We start from the raw sequence: 19599 nt of genomic DNA on the forward strand, positions 1-19599 counted from the left end.
CTTCATGGAGATCACCGCCTTCCTGGACCGCAAGCTGGCCCGCCGGTTTCGGACGTACGACTCCGACGGCGACGGGTTCATCGAGCGCGAGGACTTCACACAGGCGGGCGAGCGCACCACGAAGGCGTTCGGGCTGGCCGGCGACGACCCGAAGGCGGTCAGGTTCCACGGCACGCTGATCGGGCTGTGGGAGCAGCTCTCCTCGGTCACCGACCTGGACCACAACGGCAGGATCAGCCTCGACGAGTACAAGAAGGCGTTCGCGAACGGGCTGCTGGAGACGCCCGAGTCGTTCGACCAGGGGTACGTCCCGTTCCTCGACGCGGTGATGGCGATCGCGGACGAGGACGGCGACGGCAAGCTGACGCTCGAGGAACACGTGACGTGGACCGGTGCGTTGATGGGCCTCTCGGAGAGTGACGCGCGCGGAATTCACGACCTGTTGTCCGATGAGGACGGGTTGTTGTCCACTCAGGCATTGCTGGACGCGATCCGCGAGTTCTACTTCTCCGAGGATCCCGCGGCCGCCGGAAACTGGCTGCTCGGATCGCTGGACTGACGTGCTGCTCAAAACGCTGCAGGAACACGCGGCACGGGCCCAGCCCGCCGCCCACGTCGAAGAGGCCGGCGGCTGGTGGCTGCGGCACTCCCCCGGCGACGCCTGGTGGGTCAGCGCGGTGCTGCCGCACGACCGGGAGGACCGGGTCGCGCTCGCCGAGGAGTTCTGCGCCGAACGCGGGTCCGGGGTGCGGTTCCAGATCACGCCCGGCGTGTGCGCGGACGATCTGGACGCGCGGCTGGCGGACCGGGGTTACCAGCGGGAGCACACCATGTCCCTGCAGATCGCGTCGACCGCCGAGGTGCTGCGGCACGCCCAGGCCGACGCGGGCGCGGTCGAGACCCGGCCGACCGACAAGTGGCTGGCCGCGTGGCGTGCGGTGACGACGCGGGACGTCAGCGCCGAACGTGACCTGCTCAGCCGGGTCGAGCACCCCAGCGCGTACGCGTATGCCGAGGTGGACGGCGAAGTGGTGGCCGTCGGACGTGCGGTGGCCGAGAACGGCTGGGCGGGCGTGTTCGGGATGGCAACGCTGCCGCACGCACGGGGTCAGGGCGCCGCACGGTCGGTGCTCGCCGCACTGGCGTCGTGGGCGGCGGCGAGAGAGGCCGACCGCATGTACCTGCAGATGGAGAAGGGGAACAGCAGCGCGTTCCGGCTGTACGAACGCACGGGGTTCCGCGAGGTGTGCACGTACCACTACCGAATCGGGCCACTTCCGCATCGGGGTGACAACCAATCAGGAATCAAGAAGGCAGGAGCGGGACACGCGAGTTAGTTTTGCGCCATGACCAGGACAGCACCGGCGCCGCATGATGCCGACACCCACGATCTGATCCGCGTGCAGGGCGCGCGAGTGAACAACCTGCGCGACGTCGACGTCGAGATCCCGAAGCGCCGGCTGACGGTCTTCACCGGTGTCTCCGGTTCCGGCAAGAGCTCGCTGGTGTTCGGCACGATCGCCGCGGAGTCGCAGCGGCTGATCAACGAGACCTACAGCGCGTTCATCCAGGGCTTCATGCCGACGCTGCCGCGGCCCGAGGTGTACCTGCTGGAGGGCATCACCACGGCGATCCTGGTCGACCAGCAGCGGATGGGCGCCGACCCGCGCTCGACCGTCGGCACCGCGACCGACGTGAACGCGATGCTGCGCATCCTGTTCAGCCGCCTCGGCGCCCCGCACATCGGCGGCCCGCAGGCGTTCTCGTTCAACGTCGCCTCGATCTCCGGCGCGGGTGCCGTGACGATCGAGAAGGGCGGCCAGAAGGTCAAGGAGCGGCGCGAGTTCTCCATCACGGGCGGCATGTGCCCGCGCTGCGAGGGCCGCGGCCAGGTCTCCGACATCGACATGACCGAGGTCTACGACGAGTCGAAGTCGATCCTCGAGGGCGCGATCAAGGTGCCCGGCTACAACGTCGACAACCAGTGGACCGTGCAGACGTTCGCGCAGTCCGGTTTCCTCGACCCGGCCAAGCCGATCCGCAAGTACACCAAGAAGGAACTGCACGACTTCCTGTACAAGGACCCGGTCAAGATCAAGGTCAACGGCATCAACCTGACCTACGAGGGCCTGATCCCGAAGCTGCAGAAGTCCATGCTGTCCAAGGACCGCGAGGCGCTGCAGCCGCACATCCGGGCGTTTGTGGACCGCGCGGCGACGTTCGGCACCTGCCCGGACTGCGACGGCACGCGGCTGACCGAGGCCGCCAGGTCGTCCAAGATCAAGGGCGTGTCGATCGCCGACCTGTGCGACATGCAGATCACCGATCTGGCCGACTGGACCCGTGGCCTGAAGGAGAAGTCCGTCGCGCCGCTGGTCGACAAGCTCGTGCACACCCTGGACTCGTTCGTCGAGATCGGCCTCGGCTACCTGTCGCTGAACCGGCCCGCGGGCACGTTGTCCGGTGGTGAGGCGCAGCGCGTGAAGATGATCCGGCACCTCGGATCCGCGTTGACCGACGTGACGTACGTGTTCGACGAGCCGACGATCGGGCTGCACCCGCACGACATCGAGCGGATGAACAACCTGCTGCTCCGGTTGCGGGACAAGGGGAACACCGTTCTCGTCGTCGAGCACAAGCCCGAGACGATCGCGATCGCGGACCACGTCGTCGACCTCGGTCCCGGTGCGGGCCGGGGTGGCGGCACGATCTGTTACGAGGGCACGCTGGAGGGGTTGCGCAAGAGCGACACCGTGACCGGGCGGCACCTCGACGACCGCGCCCAGCTGAAGCCGGAGGTCCGCAAGTCCAACGAGGTGCTGGAGATCCGCGGCGCTTCGACGAACAACCTGCGTGACGTCGACGTGGACATCCCGCTGGGCGTGCTGACGGTGATCACGGGTGTGGCGGGCTCCGGCAAGTCGTCGTTGATCCACCAGTCGATGCCTCGCGACGCCGGTGCGATCGTCGTGGACCAGACGCCGATCAAGGGCTCGCGGCGATCGAACCCCGCGACTTACACCGGGTTGCTGGAGCCGATCCGCAAGGCGTTCGCCAAGGCCAACGGTGTGAAGCCCGCCCTGTTCAGCGCGAACTCAGAAGGCGCGTGCCCGAACTGCAACGGCGCGGGCGTGGTGTTCACCGATCTCGGCATCATGGCGACGATCGAGTCCCCGTGCGACGTGTGCGAGGGCAAGCGGTTCGACCAGGCCGTGCTGGAGTTCAAGTTCGGCGGGCGCGACATCTCCGAGGTGCTGGCGATGCCGGTGTCCGAGGCCGTCGAGTTCTTCGGGTCCGGCGAGGCGAAAACCCCTGCGGCGCACGCGATTCTCTCGCGGCTGGCCGACGTCGGTCTGGGCTACCTGTCGCTGGGTCAGCCGCTGACCACGTTGTCCGGTGGCGAGCGGCAGCGGCTGAAGCTGGCGACGCACATGGCGGACAAGGGCGGCATCTACGTCCTGGACGAGCCGACCACCGGCCTGCACCTGGCGGACGTCGAGCAGTTGCTCGGCCTGCTGGACCGGCTGGTCGAGTCGGGCAAGTCGGTGATCGTGATCGAACACCACCAGGCCGTGATGGCGCACGCCGACTGGATCATCGATCTGGGTCCCGGTGCTGGTCACGACGGTGGCAAGGTCGTGTTCGAGGGCACGCCCGCAGACCTGGTGGCCGGCCGGTCGACGCTGACCGGCGAGCACCTGGCGGACTACGTGGGTGCCCCGGCCCGCCGCAAGAAGCGCTGACCAGGTACTAAGAGGGCATGCACATCACGTCGTTCCTGGATCGCAAGCTCACCCGCAGGTTCGAGACCTACGACAGCGACCAGGACGGGTTCATCGAACGCTCGGACTTCGAACGCGCCGGTTCCCGGACCACGGCGGCGTTCGGCCTGAGCGACGACGACCGCCGGGCGAGGCGGTTCCACGAGCACCTGCTGGGTGTGTGGGACCACCTCATCGCCGTGACGGACACCAACGACGACGACCGGATCAGCCTCACCGAGTACAAAGCGGCGTTCGCCCGGCAGCTGCTGGAGCGGCCGGAGTCGTTCGACGACAGCTATCTGCCCTTCCTCGACGCCCTGATGGCCGTCGCCGATCACGACGGCGACGGCCATCTCGGCGTGGACGAGTACGTGCGGTGGAGCGGGGCGTTGATGAACCTGCCGTCGTCTGACGCGCGTGTCGTGCACGCTCGGCTCGATCACGACGGCGACGGCCTGATCAGCAGTGACGACCTGCTGGCCGCGATCAGGGCGTACTACTTCTCGGAGGACCTCGACGGTCCGGGCGCGTGGCTGTTCGGCCCGCTGGGCTGACCGTGCGGGTGCGCGGCGTCAGGAGCGCTCGGCGAACTTCCTGATCGTCTCGGCCTCGGTCTCGACGTACTGCTTGGCCAGCTTCTTCGTGAACAGCCAGCCGATCCCGCCCAGCGGGCCGGAGATGCCCAGGGTGAGGGTGAGCAGGGTGCCGTCCGGGTGCGGCTCGACGAGGTGCGAGGCGACTCCGGTGACACCGGGCGACTTCTGCTCCCAGGTGTAGGACTTCCCGTCGGTGAGCTCGGTGACCGTCCACACCGCCTCCGGCAGCTTGGGCTGCCGCAACCGGGTGCGGGAGCCGACCGCGAGTGGTCCGTCGTCGAGACGCTCCACCTCGTCGACCGTCGGGATCCGCTCCGGCCAGCGCTCGACGTCGATCAGCACCGCCCAGACACGCTCCGGTGGGGCCGCGATCGTGATGACGTGCTGGAGACCGGCCATTCGCCAAGTCTACGACTTCGTTACAGGCCCTGGAATCGTTGTTCGATCTCTTTCACCGCGGCGGCCGCGATCTCGGCGGCGGCCTGCCGTGGTGACTCCGCGTCGACGATCTTCGCGACGAGCTTGCGCATGTTCGTGCCGATCTTGTCGAACGCCGACTCGGCGGTGGCCTCGATGTCGCCGAACAACGTCCACCACCACCAGGAGTTCGTGGCGGAGTTCGCGACGACGTCCGGGATGATCAGCGCGTCGATCTGTTCCTCTGCCTCAGCGGTGACGGGCATGTTCGCCGCTTCGACGATCAGCTTGGCGCGCACGGACTTCGCGTTGTCCTGGTTGATCGCGTAACTCGTGGCGGCCGGGACCAGCACGTCCGCCTCGACGCCGAGCCACTGGCCGCGGTCGAGCTGGACGTCGGTGTCGCGGAGTTTCGCCCGGTCGATGCCGCCGTGCGAATCCCGGGACAGCAAAAGGGTTTCCACGTCGAGCCCGGCAGGGTTGGCTACGACACCGTGGACATCGGCGAGCCCGACGATCTCGACGCCGGCCTGGGCGAGGTAGCGGGCCGTGGCGCCACCCATCGAGCCGAAGCCCTGGACGAACGCGGTGGGGTTCTGCAGGTTCAGGTGCTCGATGCCCGCCAGCACCGCCTGCGCCACGCCGTAGCCGCCGACCAGTTCGTCCAGGCTCACGCCGTCGACGGTGACCGCGAAGGCGTCCGCGAGGCGCCGGCGGGCCTTCTCCTCGTCGTCCAGCAGCGGGTAGACGGCCTGGATCGACGACTGCAGGCCGATCTTCTCAATGGCCCGGTCGATCGTGGACTGCCGGAGCCCGAGGTCCTCCCCCATCGTCCAGAAGCGTTCGACGTAGGGCGACATGGCGAACAGGTAGGCCGTGAGGACCTCTTCCGCCCGCGGGTCGTAGGGGTCGAAGTCGATGCCGCCCTTGGCACCGCCGAGCGGCACGTAGCGCGCTTCGGGGTCGTAGTTGAGGGCTTCCTTCGCGGTCATGCCTTCAGCCAGCCCGCGCACCTCGTCGAGCGTGCAGCCCTTGCGCATGCGCAGTCCCCCGCTGCTCACCCCGCGCACGAGCCGGTCGATGACGAGGTAGCCGCGCGCCCGCGTGGCCGGGTCGGTCCAGGTGACCTGGAGAAAACTCATCGAACACACCCCTTGACTTCAGCGTATGACCGCGGTCACATGGTCCGGCCAAATAACTGACTGACGACTCAGTTAACCATCTGGAGGGCCCCGTGAGCGAGGTACAGCCTCTCAGCGGCAACTGGCTGGGCGAACGCACCCACCTGCGCAAGTCGCTGCGCCGCGTGGACGTGACGTTCTACCTGCTCTGCACCCTCGTCGGCCTGGACACGATCGGCAGCGTCGCCGCCAACGGGCCCCAGGGCCTCGTCTGGATGGTGATCCTGGCGGTGGTGTTCTTCCTGCCGTACGGGTTCCTGACCACCGAACTGGGCACGGCGTTCCCGATCGAGGGCGGCCCCTACGTGTGGACCAAGCTCGCGTTCGGACGTCTCGCCGCCGGGGTGAACCAGGTTCTCTACTGGCTGTCCAATCCACTGTGGATGGGCGGCACGCTGGCGATCATCGCGGTGACGACGTTCGAGACGTTCTTCCTGCCGTTGGGCATGGTGGGCAAGCACATCGCGGGCCTGGCGTTCATCTGGATCGGGGTGCTGGCTGTTGCCGCCTCCTTGCGGATCGGCAAGTGGGTGCCCATCGCCGGCGCGTTCGCCCGGATCGTGCTGCTGGGGTTCTTCACGCTGTCCGTGGTCGTCTATGCGGTGAAGAACGGCGTACAACCGTTGTCCGGCGGAGATTTCGTGCCCACGTGGGCGGGTTTCGTGGCGCTGGTGCCGGTGCTGATCTTCAACTACGTCGGCTTCGAACTGCCCTCGACCGCGACCGAGGAGATGCAGGATCCGCAGAAGACCGTGCCGTTCGCGATCCTGCGGGCGGGCATCGCGTCGTTCCTGCTGTACGGCGGGCCGATTCTCGGGATCCTGCTGGTGGTTCCGGCTTCACAGATCCAGGGCCTGGGCGGGTTCATCGACGCCGCCAAGCAGGTCCTGACCGTCTACGGCGGATCAGTTGCCGCTGATGGGACCGTGACCCTGACCGGTGCGGGAGCGGTTCTCGGGTCCGTCTGCGCGGCCGGTTTGATCATCGGCGTGCTGACTTCCGGTGTCTCGTGGGCGATCGGCGCACACCGGGCACAAGCGGTGGCGTGTGCGGATGGCGCGGGCCCCGCGTATCTGGGACGGCTTTCGTCGCGGCACGGCACGCCGATCCGCGTGAACGTCCTTTCCGGACTGCTGGCTTCCGTGGTTCTGGTGACAGCTCTGAACCTGACGGGCGGGAACTCCGAGAAGTACTTCACCGCCGGACTGGCTCTGGTGATCTCGACGACGTTCATCAGCTACCTGCTGACGTTCCCGTCAATGCTGGTGCTGCGCCGGCGTCTGCCCGACGCTCCACGACCGTTCCGAGCACCTTTCGCGGTGCTGACAACGGTTCTGACCACAGGCCTCGTGGCGTTCACCGTCGTCGTGCTGATCTGGCCGCTCGATCTGCCCTCGGCCTTCGCCGGCGAGCGGACGGCTTACACGCTGTCGCAGGTGGTTCCGCTGCTGATCGTGATCGCCATCGGCTTCCTGTTCTACGCGCTGGGTGCCCCGACCCGCGCGCTGGATCGGGAACTGCGGCAGGAGGTCACCTCGACATCTGCATGAGGAACTCGGCGTTGCTCTGCGTCTTGCGCAGCCCTTCGAGCAGCACGTCGATGTCGCGGTCCGCCATGGCCCGCCGCATCGCGTCGGTGATGGCGAGTTCCTGCGGCGAGACCAGCAGCTCAGCCTTGCGAGTGCTGGACTGGTGCAGGTCGACCGCGGGGTAGATGCGCTTCTGCGCCGCCTTGCGGTCGAGCTTCAACTCGGCGTTGCCGGTGCTCTTGAGCTCCTCGAAGATCGCCGTGTCGGCCAGCGACCCGGTCTCGACCAGCGAGGTGGCGAAGATCGTGAGACTGCCACCGTTCTCGATGTTCCTGGCAGCACCGAGGAACTGCTTCGGCGGCGTCAACGCCCTGGCGTCGATACCACCGCTGAGGATGCGCCCACCGTTGGGCTGCGCCAGGTTGTAAGCGCGCCCGAGCCGCGTCAGCGAGTCCAGCAGGATCACCACGTCCTGTCCGTCCTCGACCAGCCGCTTGGCCCGCTCGACAGCGAGCTCCGCAACGCGAATGTGCTCGTTGGGGTGCTCGTCGAAGGTCGACGTGAACATCTCGCCGGGAATCGTGGCACGCATGTCGGTGACCTCTTCAGGCCGTTCCCCGACGAGCGCGACGATCAGGTGAACCTCGGGGTTGTTCTTGGCAATCGCCTGCGCGATCTGTTGCAACACAATGGTCTTGCCTGCCTTGGGCGGCGCCACGATCAACGCCCGCTGCCCCTTGCCGATCGGCATGACCAGGTCGATCGTCCGGCTGGTCAGCTCGTCGGGATCGTGCTCCAGCCGCAACCTTTCGTTGGGGTAGAGCGGCGTCAGGTCCTCGAACCGCGGCCGCTTGTGCGGCCTGAGCCCGTTGACCGTGTCAACGCTGACAAGCTTGTCGTTCTCGGCCTCACCGCTGATCTGGTCGCCACGGCGCAGGTCGTGTTGCCTCACGAGACTCTGCGGCACCTGCGGCCCATCAACGAGAAAAGCCTTGCTGTTACGTACGTCTAGTACACCGATGTGCATCGGGTCTGTCCTTTCAGGAGGGTTGTTGAACACGCGCTTCATCAACTCCGCACGCAGGGCATGCCCTGCTGGAGGAGAGCGCTTGCAGATGCGTTCTGACGGCATCTGATGTGGTTCCACCAGCGTGAGAAGCTGGGGAGTGTGAGCTGCGGACTCAAGAGCGTCCAGCAGCTGGTCGGAACTTACGTGCACTGACCGCGCACCGCCGGTTACAAACGGACTGTAGCAGACAACGCCAAGCCCGCGCCTGTTATTCCGAGCACTTCTTCCAGGACAGCCGGAACGTGGTGCTCACACTCGAGTCGGTCGAGTCCATGGTCATGAAGCTCTCGCTCCCCTTCCCAGTGACCTTCAACTCGGCCTCGATCGTCAACGGCTTCCGATCCTTGCACGGCCCGTGCGCAACCCCACCCGGCGTATCGGTGACCTGCCAGTTGTCACTCATCGGCCCCTGATACGTGTGCATGCTGTGCCGCGTAGGAAACCCCGGAAAGTGGTAACTGTTGCGCGCAACACCCTTCGCCTTGTCCGTCAGGTGCGCGAACCCGCGGAAGTCCGTGGCCGCGATGCCGTACGTGTACCCGGCCGAATGGTTGATCCGAAGCGCGATCGTGCAGCTCCTCTTGGCCTCGCTCCCGTTCCCCTGCACCAAAAAGTCGCTGTAGTTCACCGTGAACGCCTCGTTGTCCTGCGACATGGCCACAGTCGTAGTGCCCGCCGGACACCCGGACCCGCCGACGCTCACGACGTCGATGGTGACCGGACCGGGCGGCGGCACAAGGGTCGCCAGCAGTGCCACCACAGCCAACATCGAGGCCTCCTCACATCGCTGTTGGAGAACCTATCGGTCCGCACAATCACGCAATCGGCTCATCACGGCCTCCGCCAAGAAGTGGACAACTCATTGACATAGCCGCGTCGTAACTCGCCTCCTGCCCGACAACTGCGGATCATCAGGTCGTGCCACGCGTGTTCATCTCGTACGCGCACGGGTCCGCCGACCACGAAGAGGCCGTGCGTGACCTGTGGATCTTCCTGCGCCGCCACGGCGTCGACGCCAAACTCGATCGCAGCGCGGCGGGCCGGCGCCAGGACTGGGCTCTCTGGATGGGCGACCAGGTGCGCGAGGCCGACCACGTCCTGATCATCGCCTCGGATTCCTACCGCGAGCGAGCCGAAGGACGCACAAGCGCCGACGAGGGGCGCGGCGTCCAGTTCGAGGCGCGCCTCATCCGCGACGCCTTCTACCGCGACCCCAAAGCTCTCGACCGCTTCCTCCCGGTGGTCCTCCCCGGCCAGTCTGTCGAGGGAATCCCGGACTTTCTCGCGCCCGCGTCGAGCACCGTCTACCGGATCGCCGAGCTGTCGCCGACCGGAGCCGAGTCCCTTCTGCGCCTGTTGCTCGGCCAGCCCGCCGACGAGGAACCTCCGCTGGGTGACGTTCCGATCCTGAGCCGCCAGGTAGTGGTGTCGGCCACCTCGCACGAGATCACGCTCAACCTGACCACAACGGACAGCGGCGTGCGCACCGAAACCGTCCTTGCGGGCACCCCACTGGGCGAGCATGCCGCACCACTCCCCGCGGGCCTGGCCTCCTGGCAGGCCGAGTTGAGGAGCCCGTCCGGGGAAGACAGGTTGACGGAGCTGGGGCACGCCCTCTGGCGCACGTTGCTGGACGAACCAACCGGCCGCCGCCTGCACACGTTGATCAGCGGCAGCCCGTTGGGCAGCACCTTCACCGTGGTCGTGCGTCTGTCGGACGAACTCTCGTGGCTTCCCGTCGAGTTGCTCCGCCTCCCGGACGGGCGGCTGGCCGCAACGGTGCCCGGTGTGCGCTTCAGTCGCAGGTTCGACGGACTCGACCGCCCGGCGACCCCCGCGCTGCCGGGTCCGTTGAAGATCCTCGCCGCCGTAGCCGCACCGGATGAGAGCACGACTTCGACCGCCTCTCTGGACGTGGAGGCCGAGATGCAGGCACTGCTCGACGCCGTGACCGATCTCGAAGGCGGCGCACAGGTCCGCATCCTCGAAGTGGCTTCCCTCACCGAGATCGGGAGGGCCTTGGCCGCCGATCAGTACCACGTGCTGCACCTGTGCGCTCACGGGAGCGCAGACACCATCGAACTGGAGGACGAGGTCGGTCAGGCCGTTTCCGCGGACGCGGACAGTCTCGTAGCTGCACTGAGAGCAGGCGAACGCCCGCTGCCCCTAGTGGTGCTGTCCAGCTGTCGCGGCGCCGAAACGGGTACCGCCGGGATGGCCGCGACTCTGGTCCGGCACGGCGCCGACCGCGTCATCGCCATGCAGGCACCGATCTCCGACGGCTTCGCCACCAGGCTGGCTCGCGAGCTCTACCGGGTCCTCGCCGAAACACCACGTGCGACAGCCGGTCAAGCCCTGGCCGCCGCCAGGCGCAGCGCCCTTGAGGACATCGGTGACTCGGATCATCCGGCGCTCCCGGAGTTCGCGGTCCCCACGCTTTTGTCCGGAAGCGCAGACCTTCCGTTGCGCAACCCGGCACTGCCACAACAACCACTCCCCCGCGAAACCGTTCCTTCGACGGGCAACGGTGTTCGTGAACTTCCCATCGGGCAGCTGATCGGCCGCCGATCCGCTCTCCGCGCCGCCGCGGCCGTACTCCGCCGCAACTCGCAGGACCGCGAACGCTACGGCGACTGGTCGGGCCTGGCCTTGACCGGCGTGGGCGGAATCGGCAAGACCGCCGTTGCGGGCCGCATCCTCGCCAGGGCCCGAGAGGCGGGATGGGCGATCGCCGAGCACGTCGGCGTGTGGAGTCCCGCGAACCTCATCGCCGCCGTAGCAGCTGCTCTCCCGCACATCCCGGCCCTGCGGGACGACCGTCCCGACGACGAGAAGTTCTCCCTGGTCCTCGCCGCACTGCGGGAATGCCGGCTGGTGATCCTCTTCGACGACTTCGAGCAGAACCTCACCACCGACGGCGAGTTCACCGACCTGGGCTTCGCGGAGATCTTCGAGCGGCTGTGCGACAGCGTGGGCGAGGGCCGTCTCCTGCTCACCTCCCGCTATCCCGTGGCGGATGCGGAACTGACCCTTCTGCGCGTCGAACTATCCGCGCTCTCGTCTGCGGAGCTCAGCCGGCTGGTACTGCGCATGCCCGCCCTCCGGAAACTGTCCACTGAGGACAGAACGCTGGTGGCGCGCACGATCGGCGGCCACCCCAGGCTCACCGAGTTCCTGGACGTGTTGCTGCGGCACACTCCCAGCGCGAGCTTCCGGCACGTGACGACCAAACTTCGTCATCTCGCCAAGACGGCAGGAATCGATCTCAAGGCCGGCCGCGATGTCTCCGAGGCGATCGCGGACGTCGTGCGACTGGGTAGCCGGGACATCCTGCTCGACGCCCTCTACGCGGAACTGACTCCCGGTCAGAAGGACTTCGCACTGGTGGCTTCGCTGTGCCGCGCGTCCCTCAGCATCGAGAACTTCGCCCACACCCGGCACGGCGCAGAAGCCACCGCCACGCAAGTCGCCGAGGTACGCGCGGATGCAAATCGCCTCTGCGATCTCACGTTGCTGTCCGGCGCGGCTGACGGCCGATTCACCATGCATCCGTGGATCGCCGCCTCGCTCGCCCGGTACCAGACAGCGGAGGAACGCATGGCGCGCCACGAGCGGGCGCGCGACATGCGAATGCACGACCTGGACTCAGGCCTCGCCACCGCAGACGACTTGATCGACGTGACGCTCCACGCCGCGGGCTGTCACGACTACGACTTCACCGTGGAGGCGTTGGCTTTCGGCTCTCAAGCGCTGGGTGCGATCTCCAGAGCCGCGTTGCTCGCCGAGGTCGTCCCGCTGATCCCCACCGATCACGTGGACTACCTGGCGCTGGTGGAACTGGAGTGCGACGTGTTGACGTCACTCGGGCTGGTCAGCGCGACCATGGCGCGACGCTCCACCATGCTGTCGATCAGCAAGCTACGAGCGGACGCACATCCTGAAGACATCGGCGGTCTTGTTCTCGTGAGCGCCTGCCATGACCGACTGGGCCAGCTCGCGCTCGTGCTCGGGGACACTTCGAGCGCAGAAGAGCACTTCCAGTCCGCACTCGACATCGCCCGCACCCTCGCGGCAGCGCACCCGGCCGACGCCGAGCGACGGTACGACCTCGCCCGTGCGTTCAGCAGGATGGGCGAGCTGGCAAGAAACAGGATCGACTCGGCCACTGCGGAGATGCACTTCCAGGCAGCGTGCGACATCGAGCGAGAACTCCTCGCGGACGATCCGGACAACGACTTGTACCAATACACGCTCTGCACGATGTTGGCCAAGCTCGCGAAGTACGTGTGGCGACGAGGAGATCGCGCGAGTGCGGAGTCACTTCTCCACGAATGCGGCACCATCAGCGCAAAGCTGGTCGAGGATCAGCCGCAGGTGATCGAGTACCAACGCCTTCTCATGGAGACTCACGGTCTGCTGGGCGAGCTCAAAGAGAGCGCGGGAGACTTCGCTTCGGCGAACTCCTACTACCAGTCCGGGCTCCTGCTCTCCGAACGCCTCGCCGAGTCCGATCCGCACAACGTCACCTACGTCCGTGACATCTCCGTCGCTCACAGCAGGCTGGCCACGCTCTCGGAAGCAACGGGGGACTGGACAGCCGCGGAGTCGCACACCCGCTCGGCCCTCGCGATCATGGAGAAGCTGGCCGAACTCGATCCCGGCAATGCCCTCAACGCTTCCCACCTGTGCTTCCTCCACACCGAACTCGGCGACCTCTTGCGGGCACAGCAGAACCACGACACCGCTCAGAAGCACTTCGTGGCGTCCCTTCACATCTCGGAACAGCTCATCGTGGCCGAGCCGGCCAACAGGAGATACCGCTTGATCATCAGCAGGGCACACTCCGGCTTGGCGACCAGCTTGCTGGCAACCGACGCGATCGCTGGTGAGAAGTTCCTGCGGAAGTGGCTCGCCATCTCTGAGCGCCTGTCCTTGGAAGAACCCGACGACGCGTTGTGCCTCAGCGACCTCAGCAAGATCCACTGGATGCTTGCGCACACGGCGATCGCGTTCAACCAGAGCTCCGCGGCAAGAGCCCATTTCGAAGAGTCCTTGGAATGCCTCGAACGAGCGTCCACCCTGGAGCCGGCCTATTCGAACGAATCGCGGAGGAATCAGATCGTGCAGTCTCTCGCCGATCTCGACTCAGACGGTGAGCAAACCTAGGCGCCCGCCAGGTCGCCGATCACGTGGATCACGGTTGGACGGTCGGCGGTGAAGGCCTTGCGCAGGGCCGTGGCGAACCTGTCCTGGTCGTCGACCGTGACACCGTGGCAGTTCAGGCCCTTGGCCACCTTGACGAAGTCGACGCCGGGCAGGGCAACGCCGTGCACCGGGTCGCTGCGGTCGGCCATCTCGCGGCGGATCTCGCCGTAGCCGCCGTTGTCCGCGATGATCACGGGCAGTGGCAGGCGTTCCTGGGCCGCGGTGGCCAGTTCGGGGAGGGTGAACATCACGCCGCCGTCGCCGTGCAGGGCCACTACCTGGCGGGTGGGGGCGCCCATCTTGGCGCCGATGGCCGCTGGCAGGCCGTAGCCGAGGGTGCCGAAGCCGGTGGGGTACAGGAAGCTTGCCGGGCCTTCCAACGGCAGGTTGGACAAAGTGCCGTAGTAGCAGGCCATTGCGCTGTCGCCGGCGATGATTGCGCCTGGGGACAGGACTTCCTGCATGGCTTCCACCAGCGGCAGCCAGGGGGCGCCTTGGGAACGGGCGTGTTTGCGGAAGAGTTTCTGCCAGCGTTCGGCGCGTTTTGCCGACTCCTCGGTGGTTTTGGCCTTGCCCAGGCGTTGGTTCAGGGCGGCGACGGTGGCTTGGGCGTCGCCCACCAGGCGGTAGTCCGGGAGGGCGTTGGTGATCATCTGGGCTGGGTCGACGTCGATACGGATCAGGTCGCCGGTGAACTTGAGCGGGCCGTTCCAGAGGTCGGTGGAGGCCAGTTCGGTGCCGATGGCCACCACCACGTCGCACTCGGCCACCAGCTCGGCCGCTGCCTTGTGGTGCAGGCCCGCGCCGATGGACAGCGGGTGGCGTTCGGAGAAGGTGCCTTTGCCGTTGGCGGTCGAGACGACTGGGGCGCCCAAGCGTTCGGCGAGGGCGGTGATCTCCTCGGCTGCGCCTTTGGCTCCGCCGCCGATGATCAGGCCGGGGCGGGTCGCGGTGTTGAGGCGTCCTGCGGCTGCGGCGATGGTGACGGCGTCGGCCGGTGGGTGGGCTACCAGGACCGGGGCCACGTCGCTGACCTTGTCGACGGCGTCGATGAGGTCGAGCGGGATTTCCAGGTGTGCTGGGCGGGGGCGGCCGGAGGTCATGTGGGCGAAGGCTTGTGCGACGGCCAGCGGGATTTCGGCGACGCTGTGCACGCGGTTCGAGTAGCCGATGACGGCTTCCAGTGCGGCGCTTTGGTGGCGGACCTCGTGCAGGGTGCCGTTGCCGCGGCCGGGGTGGCGCAGGGGCATGCCCGGCGAGATCAGCAGTACTGGCACGGAGTCCGAGTACGACTGGGTCACGGCGGTGATCGCGTTGAGCACGGCCGGGCCGCTGGTGGTGAGGCAGACGCCTGGTTTGCCGGTGACGCGGGCGTAGCCGTCGGCGGCGAAACCGGCGCCCTGCTCGTGGCGCGGGGTGACGTGCTTGACGTCGTGCTCGGCCAGGGCGCGGTAGATGCCGAGGTTGTGGGTGCCGGGGATGCCGAACACCAATTCGGTGCCGTGCGCGACGAGTGCGCGCACCAGCGCGTCACCCCCGGTGAGGCGAGGAGGGGTCATGCTCATGCCACGCGTCGTCCGCTCGTGTCGTTCAAAGTGTCCCCCGAAGGGATGATCAGCGCGTCGACGGCCAGCACGCCGTCGGGCCCCACGCGCACGGGGTTCAGCTCGATCTCGGCGAGGTCCGGTCTGGCTGCGAGCGTCTCGGAGACCTGGGCGATCACCTGCGCCAACGCGGTCACGTCCGCTGTCGGCGCACCACGCCAGCCGGACAGGAGCGGGGCGGAGATGAGGCGTGCCAGCATGTCCCGGGCTGTGGCAGGCGTCACGGGAGCGAGCTCGATCGCCGTGTCCTTGAACAACTCTGCGTGGATGCCGCCCGCCCCAACGAGAATCACTGGGCCGAACGAGTGATCGCGCTTCGCACCGATGATCAGTTCGACGGTGTGCTCGCGGGTGTCCATCTCTTCGAGGACGTAGGTGCCGGGGCCGAGCCTGGCCTCCATCTCCGCGAACGCCGCTGCCGGGTCCGTGACGTTGAGCTGCACGCCGCCGTGCTCGGTCTTGTGGGCCAGCCAGTCGGCTTTGAGCACGTATGGTCCGTTGAGCGTGGTCGCGTGCGCCTCCGCGGCTGAGGTGACGGCATGCGCCTGCGGGAACCTGACGAAGCTGAGCAGCTCACGTGCGGCGAGGTAGCCTGGCTGGAGCGGTCCGGCAGCCGCGACCGGCCTGGGCACGCTCACGCAGGGGTCCCCTCCAGGGGGTCCCCCAGCTTCAATTCTTCCAGGCAGCACCGACAGTTCTGGGCCGCCAGCGGTGACGATGGACCGTTGATCAAGGCCGCCGAGCCGTGCCGCGTCACCCAGCGCAGCCACCGCGCGCTCGATCGTGTGCTGCACGGGCACCCCGCCGGCCCGCAGCGCCCGTACGGCCGCCGAGTCCGCACGCATGCTGTGCACGACCACCGGCACGCCGGTTTCCCTTGCCAGCGAGCAGATCTGCGCCGCGATCGCCACCTCTGACGACTCCAGCGAGGGCGTGTCCTCTCCGTAGCTACCGAAGTAACCCGACAACACGACAGTGTCGACTTCACCGCCGCGCACCAGCGCCGAGACCGCGCGCGAGTAGTTCTCCAGGTCCCGCTCCCCCGCCCCCGCGAGGTCCACCGGGTTCCGCGGCAGAACATCCGCGGGCAGACCGTCCACAGAAGACAGAACTGGCACCGAAAGTCCAGCGGCAGCAGCGAGATCCGCCGCGATCGCACCCTGCCCACCGGAGTCGGAGATGATCCCCACCCTGCCTCCCCGTGGCACGCCGGCAGAAAGCACAGCCGCCAGGTCCACCAACGCGGCAGGCGTCGCCACCCGCACCGCACCGGCCCGGCGGCACGCGGCGTCCACAACGTCCAAAGAGGACGTCAAAGCACCGGTGTGCGAACGAGCGGCTTCCTGGGCGGCAGAAGACGAACCGACGGTCAGCAGCACGACCGGCTTCCCGGCGGCACGCAGTTCCGACATCGCCGCCACGATCCCGCGCCCGAAACTCTCCAGATAGACACCCACGACCGTGGTCAGATCGTGGGAAACCAGTTCCAGCAACGCTTCCGTGGCCGTCACGTCCGCCTGGTTGCCCACCGAGACGAACCGCGAGACGCCGATCCCCGACGCCGCCGCGAGCCCGGCGATCTCAAGCCCCACCTGCCCGCTCTGCGACACCACACCCAGCGAACCCGGCTGGAACTGCCCCCACGCGAGGTGCAGCGACGTCGCCGCGTCGAACACACCCAGGCAATTCGGCCCGAGCAACCGCGCCCCCGCCTCACGAATCCGGCCGATCACCCTGTCGTCGATCCCCGTGGGAATGCCGACGAATCCCCGTACCCCAACGGCCAACGCCTCGTCCACCACAGCGGGTACGTGCGCGGCCGGCACCGCCAGCACGACGAGTTCAGGCGCCTCAGCCAGCTCCGAGAGGGACCGCACGGTCGGATACGAGAGAACCGATCCGCCGCCGCGGTTCACGAGGTGCACGGCGCGGCGATCACGCCCGGCCAGCGCACCGCGAGCGAGCCAGTGGCCCCATTTGGCGGGGTCGTCGCTGGCACCTACGACCGCGACGGACGCGGGATCGGAGAAGATCATCTCGCACCGAGGCCGCGGGAGATGATCAGGCGCTGGATGTCCGAGGTGCCTTCCTCGATCTCCTCGAGCTTGGCGTCGCGCATCCAGCGCTCGACGGGGTACTCGCGCGAATAACCGTAGCCGCCCAAAGTCTGCACGGCCGCGTGCGTGCACCACATGGCGTTCTCCGAACCGACGAGCTTCGCCATCGCCGACTCCTGCGCCACGGCATGCCCCGCGTCGTACAGCGTCGCCGCGCGCACGGTCAGCAGATGCGAGGTGTCGACACGCGTCGCCATGTCCGCGAGCCGGAACGCCACCGCCTGGTGCTGGATGATCGGCACGCCGAACTGCTCACGTTCGCGCGCGTAGTCGGCAGCGAAGTCGAGCGCGGCGCGGGCGAGGCCGGTCGTGGCGGCGCCGATCAGGATGCGCGAAGCGTCGAACGTCCGCATCAGGCCCGAGAAACCCTGCCCCTCGTCGCCGAGCCGGTTCTCGAGCGGCACGCGCACGTCGTCGAGGAACACCTCGGCGTTGACGATCGCGCGCTGCCCCATCTTCTGGAACGGCGGCCCGACCTCGAGCCCCGGTGTGTCGCGCGGGACCACGAACGCCGTGACGCCCTTGGCCCGCTTGGCCGGGTCGACCGTCGCGAAGATGACGAAGTGCTCGGCGTAGGGGGCGTTGGAGATCCAGGTCTTCTGTCCGTTGAGGACATATCCGTCGCCGTCTCGTTTGGCCGACGTCTGGATGCTCGCCGCGTCCGATCCGCTGCCCGGCTCGGTGACCGCGACGGCGGTGAGCGGCGGGTTCGGAGTCCCCAGTGGACTGAGGAACCGCTCCTGCTGCTCGGGTGTGCCGAGGTGCTCGATGGGCGCGCTGAAGAAGCCGTTGGACGTGATCAGGTTGCCGATGCCGATGTCGCCGTGGCACAGCTCCTGCTGGACCAGCACCTGGGTCAGCAGGTCGGTGACACCGCCGCCCCCGAACCTCTCCCCGATCATGAACGACGTCAGCCCGAGCTTGGACGCCTTCTCCCACACGTCGAGGGGCGACTCGGTGTCCGCCTCGTCGACGGCACGACCGCGTGGACGGATCTCGTTCGCGGCGAACTCCCTGGCCAGCTCGACGAACTGCTCCTGTTCGGCCGTGAGCCGCAGGCCGTCGCGGACGGTCCGCCCCATCTCGCACCCCTAAGTTGACTGACGAATCAGTTATTCACGATCCACGGGGCAGCCTAGCTCTGTCAAGACGCATCAGGAGGGTCGCGAACGGGTGACTGCTAGCGTCCGGACGTGGAGATCGTCGAAGGTCCGAGGACCGTGTCCAAGCCGGAGATCCACTACGTCGGCATCCGCGTGATCACCCCGTTTCGGGGGATGCTGGCCGTACGTGACAGGTTGATGGAAGAGCTCTACGAACGGGACCTGCCGATCGCCGGACCGATCTTCCACCGGCTGCACGTGATCGACATGGACGGGCCGATGGACATGGAGGTCGGCATCGTCACGGAGCCACTGGACGTGGAGGGCGCGGGCATGCTGCCGGCGGGCCGGTACGCGAGCCTCACCTACGTCAACCACGCCCGCCGCGCGAACGGCCTGCTGCTGGAGTGGGCACGCGACAACGGCTACGCGCTCGACCGGTGGGACGCACCCGGCGGTGATCAGTTCGCCTGCCGGTACGAGGCTTTCCTGACCGACCCGCGGACCGAGCGGATGAAGACGAAGTGGCAGGTGGAGTTGAACATCCGGCTGGCGGGCGAGCCGTGAGCGCACGGCTCGCCGACCTCCTGCCGGTGACCATTGTGGAACGTCGTTGTCCCACAATGGTCAGGGACGCAGCGCCGCCCGGACGATCTCCAGGGCTTCCTGCGACGTGAGGCCCAGTTCCGCGGACATCGTCGCGTACTGGGACGCCGCCGCACGGATGCGCTCGCGGTTGTTGTCGCCGTTCGCGCTCACCACGGTTCCGGCGCGGCCCCGCGTCTCGACGAGGCCGGCTTCTTCCAGTTCACGGTAGGCGCGTGCCACCGTGTTGACCGCCAGGCCCAGGTCTTTCGCGAGGGCGCGCACGGTCGGCAGCTTGGCGCCCACCGGCAGTTCCCGATTCGAGATGGCGCTCGCGTAGTGCACACGCACCTGCTCGTACGGAGGCATCTCCCCGTGGTGGTCTATCTTCACTGCGCCCCATCCTCCCCGCATGTAACTACCTCTGTA

At 67.5% G+C, this 19599-nt stretch carries 15 protein-coding genes; 7 read left to right on the plus strand and 8 right to left on the minus strand.

Features of this window, described 5'->3' with window-relative positions; genetic code table 11:
* Positions 1 to 4 precede the first annotated feature (4 nt).
* Genes ACWGE0_RS25800 through ACWGE0_RS25815 form a run of 4 tightly spaced genes read left to right on the plus strand, consistent with a single transcriptional unit; the run spans position 5 to position 4318 of the window.
* Positions 5 to 559, plus strand: coding sequence for an EF-hand domain-containing protein (locus tag ACWGE0_RS25800; protein WP_452263467.1), 555 nt, complete (start codon positions 5 to 7; stop codon positions 557 to 559).
* A gap of 1 nt (position 560) precedes the next feature.
* Positions 561 to 1337 (plus strand): GNAT family N-acetyltransferase, encoded by a 777-nt coding sequence (locus ACWGE0_RS25805; RefSeq protein WP_452263468.1) that lies wholly within the window; start codon positions 561 to 563, stop codon positions 1335 to 1337.
* Positions 1338 to 1346: 9 nt separating this feature from the next.
* Positions 1347 to 3743, plus strand: a complete 2397-nt coding sequence (locus tag ACWGE0_RS25810) for an ATP-binding cassette domain-containing protein (RefSeq protein ID WP_452263469.1) — start codon at positions 1347 to 1349, stop codon at positions 3741 to 3743.
* Positions 3744 to 3760: 17 nt separating this feature from the next.
* Positions 3761 to 4318 carry an EF-hand domain-containing protein gene (locus ACWGE0_RS25815; RefSeq protein ID WP_452263470.1) on the plus strand — a complete coding sequence of 186 codons (558 nt, stop codon included), beginning with the start codon at positions 3761 to 3763 and terminating at the stop codon, positions 4316 to 4318.
* Positions 4319 to 4336: 18 nt separating this feature from the next.
* Here ACWGE0_RS25815 and ACWGE0_RS25820 read toward each other — a convergent pair whose 3' ends face one another.
* Together ACWGE0_RS25820 and ACWGE0_RS25825 are read right to left on the minus strand one after the other, a co-directional pair.
* Entirely contained in the window at positions 4337 to 4759 is a 423-nt protein-coding gene (locus tag ACWGE0_RS25820; protein ID WP_452263471.1) for an SRPBCC family protein, read from the minus strand.
* A 20-nt stretch (positions 4760 to 4779) separates the two neighbouring features.
* A complete protein-coding gene (locus tag ACWGE0_RS25825; protein ID WP_452263472.1) occupies positions 4780 to 5919 on the minus strand; it encodes a Glu/Leu/Phe/Val dehydrogenase dimerization domain-containing protein in 1140 nt (379 codons plus the stop codon).
* Positions 5920 to 6011: 92 nt separating this feature from the next.
* Here ACWGE0_RS25825 and ACWGE0_RS25830 point away from each other — a divergent pair, with 92 nt between their 5' ends.
* A complete protein-coding gene (locus ACWGE0_RS25830; RefSeq protein WP_452263473.1) occupies positions 6012 to 7508 on the plus strand; it encodes an APC family permease in 1497 nt (498 codons plus the stop codon).
* Here the strand turns inward: ACWGE0_RS25830 and rho are convergent.
* Both rho and ACWGE0_RS25840 read right to left on the minus strand, forming a co-directional pair.
* Positions 7489 to 8439, minus strand: a complete 951-nt coding sequence (rho, locus tag ACWGE0_RS25835) for a transcription termination factor Rho (protein ID WP_452263474.1) — start codon at positions 8437 to 8439, stop codon at positions 7489 to 7491. The genes ACWGE0_RS25830 and rho overlap by 20 nt on opposite strands.
* Positions 8440 to 8764: 325 nt before the next feature.
* Positions 8765 to 9325: a DUF4360 domain-containing protein gene (locus ACWGE0_RS25840; protein ID WP_452263475.1), complete on the minus strand. Its 561-nt coding sequence runs from the start codon at positions 9323 to 9325 to the stop codon at positions 8765 to 8767.
* Positions 9326 to 9474: 149 nt separating this feature from the next.
* On the opposite strand from ACWGE0_RS25840, the gene ACWGE0_RS25845 reads away from it, so the two are divergent.
* Complete coding sequence (locus ACWGE0_RS25845) at positions 9475 to 13722, plus strand: CHAT domain-containing protein (RefSeq protein ID WP_452263476.1); 4248 nt, start codon at positions 9475 to 9477, stop codon at positions 13720 to 13722.
* Here the strand turns inward: ACWGE0_RS25845 and ACWGE0_RS25850 are convergent.
* Genes ACWGE0_RS25850 through ACWGE0_RS25860 form a run of 3 tightly spaced genes read right to left on the minus strand, consistent with a single transcriptional unit; the run spans position 13719 to position 18564 of the window.
* A complete protein-coding gene (locus ACWGE0_RS25850; RefSeq protein WP_452263477.1) occupies positions 13719 to 15326 on the minus strand; it encodes a thiamine pyrophosphate-binding protein in 1608 nt (535 codons plus the stop codon). The genes ACWGE0_RS25845 and ACWGE0_RS25850 overlap by 4 nt on opposite strands.
* The gene (locus tag ACWGE0_RS25855; protein WP_452263478.1) at positions 15323 to 17401 is read right to left on the minus strand and encodes an acetate--CoA ligase family protein; all 2079 of its coding nucleotides are present in this window, start codon (positions 17399 to 17401) and stop codon (positions 15323 to 15325) included. The genes ACWGE0_RS25850 and ACWGE0_RS25855 overlap by 4 nt, the downstream gene beginning before the upstream one ends.
* Positions 17398 to 18564 carry an acyl-CoA dehydrogenase family protein gene (locus ACWGE0_RS25860; protein ID WP_452263479.1) on the minus strand — a complete coding sequence of 389 codons (1167 nt, stop codon included), beginning with the start codon at positions 18562 to 18564 and terminating at the stop codon, positions 17398 to 17400. The genes ACWGE0_RS25855 and ACWGE0_RS25860 overlap by 4 nt, the downstream gene beginning before the upstream one ends.
* Positions 18565 to 18675: 111 nt before the next feature.
* Here ACWGE0_RS25860 and ACWGE0_RS25865 point away from each other — a divergent pair, with 111 nt between their 5' ends.
* A complete protein-coding gene (locus tag ACWGE0_RS25865; protein ID WP_452263480.1) occupies positions 18676 to 19152 on the plus strand; it encodes a hypothetical protein in 477 nt (158 codons plus the stop codon).
* A 60-nt stretch (positions 19153 to 19212) separates the two neighbouring features.
* Here ACWGE0_RS25865 and ACWGE0_RS25870 read toward each other — a convergent pair whose 3' ends face one another.
* Positions 19213 to 19539, minus strand: coding sequence for a GntR family transcriptional regulator (locus tag ACWGE0_RS25870; protein WP_452263534.1), 327 nt, complete (start codon positions 19537 to 19539; stop codon positions 19213 to 19215).
* Between the last annotated feature and the right edge of the window lie 60 nt (positions 19540 to 19599).

It is taken from the genome of Lentzea sp. NPDC054927 (assembly GCF_053610285.1).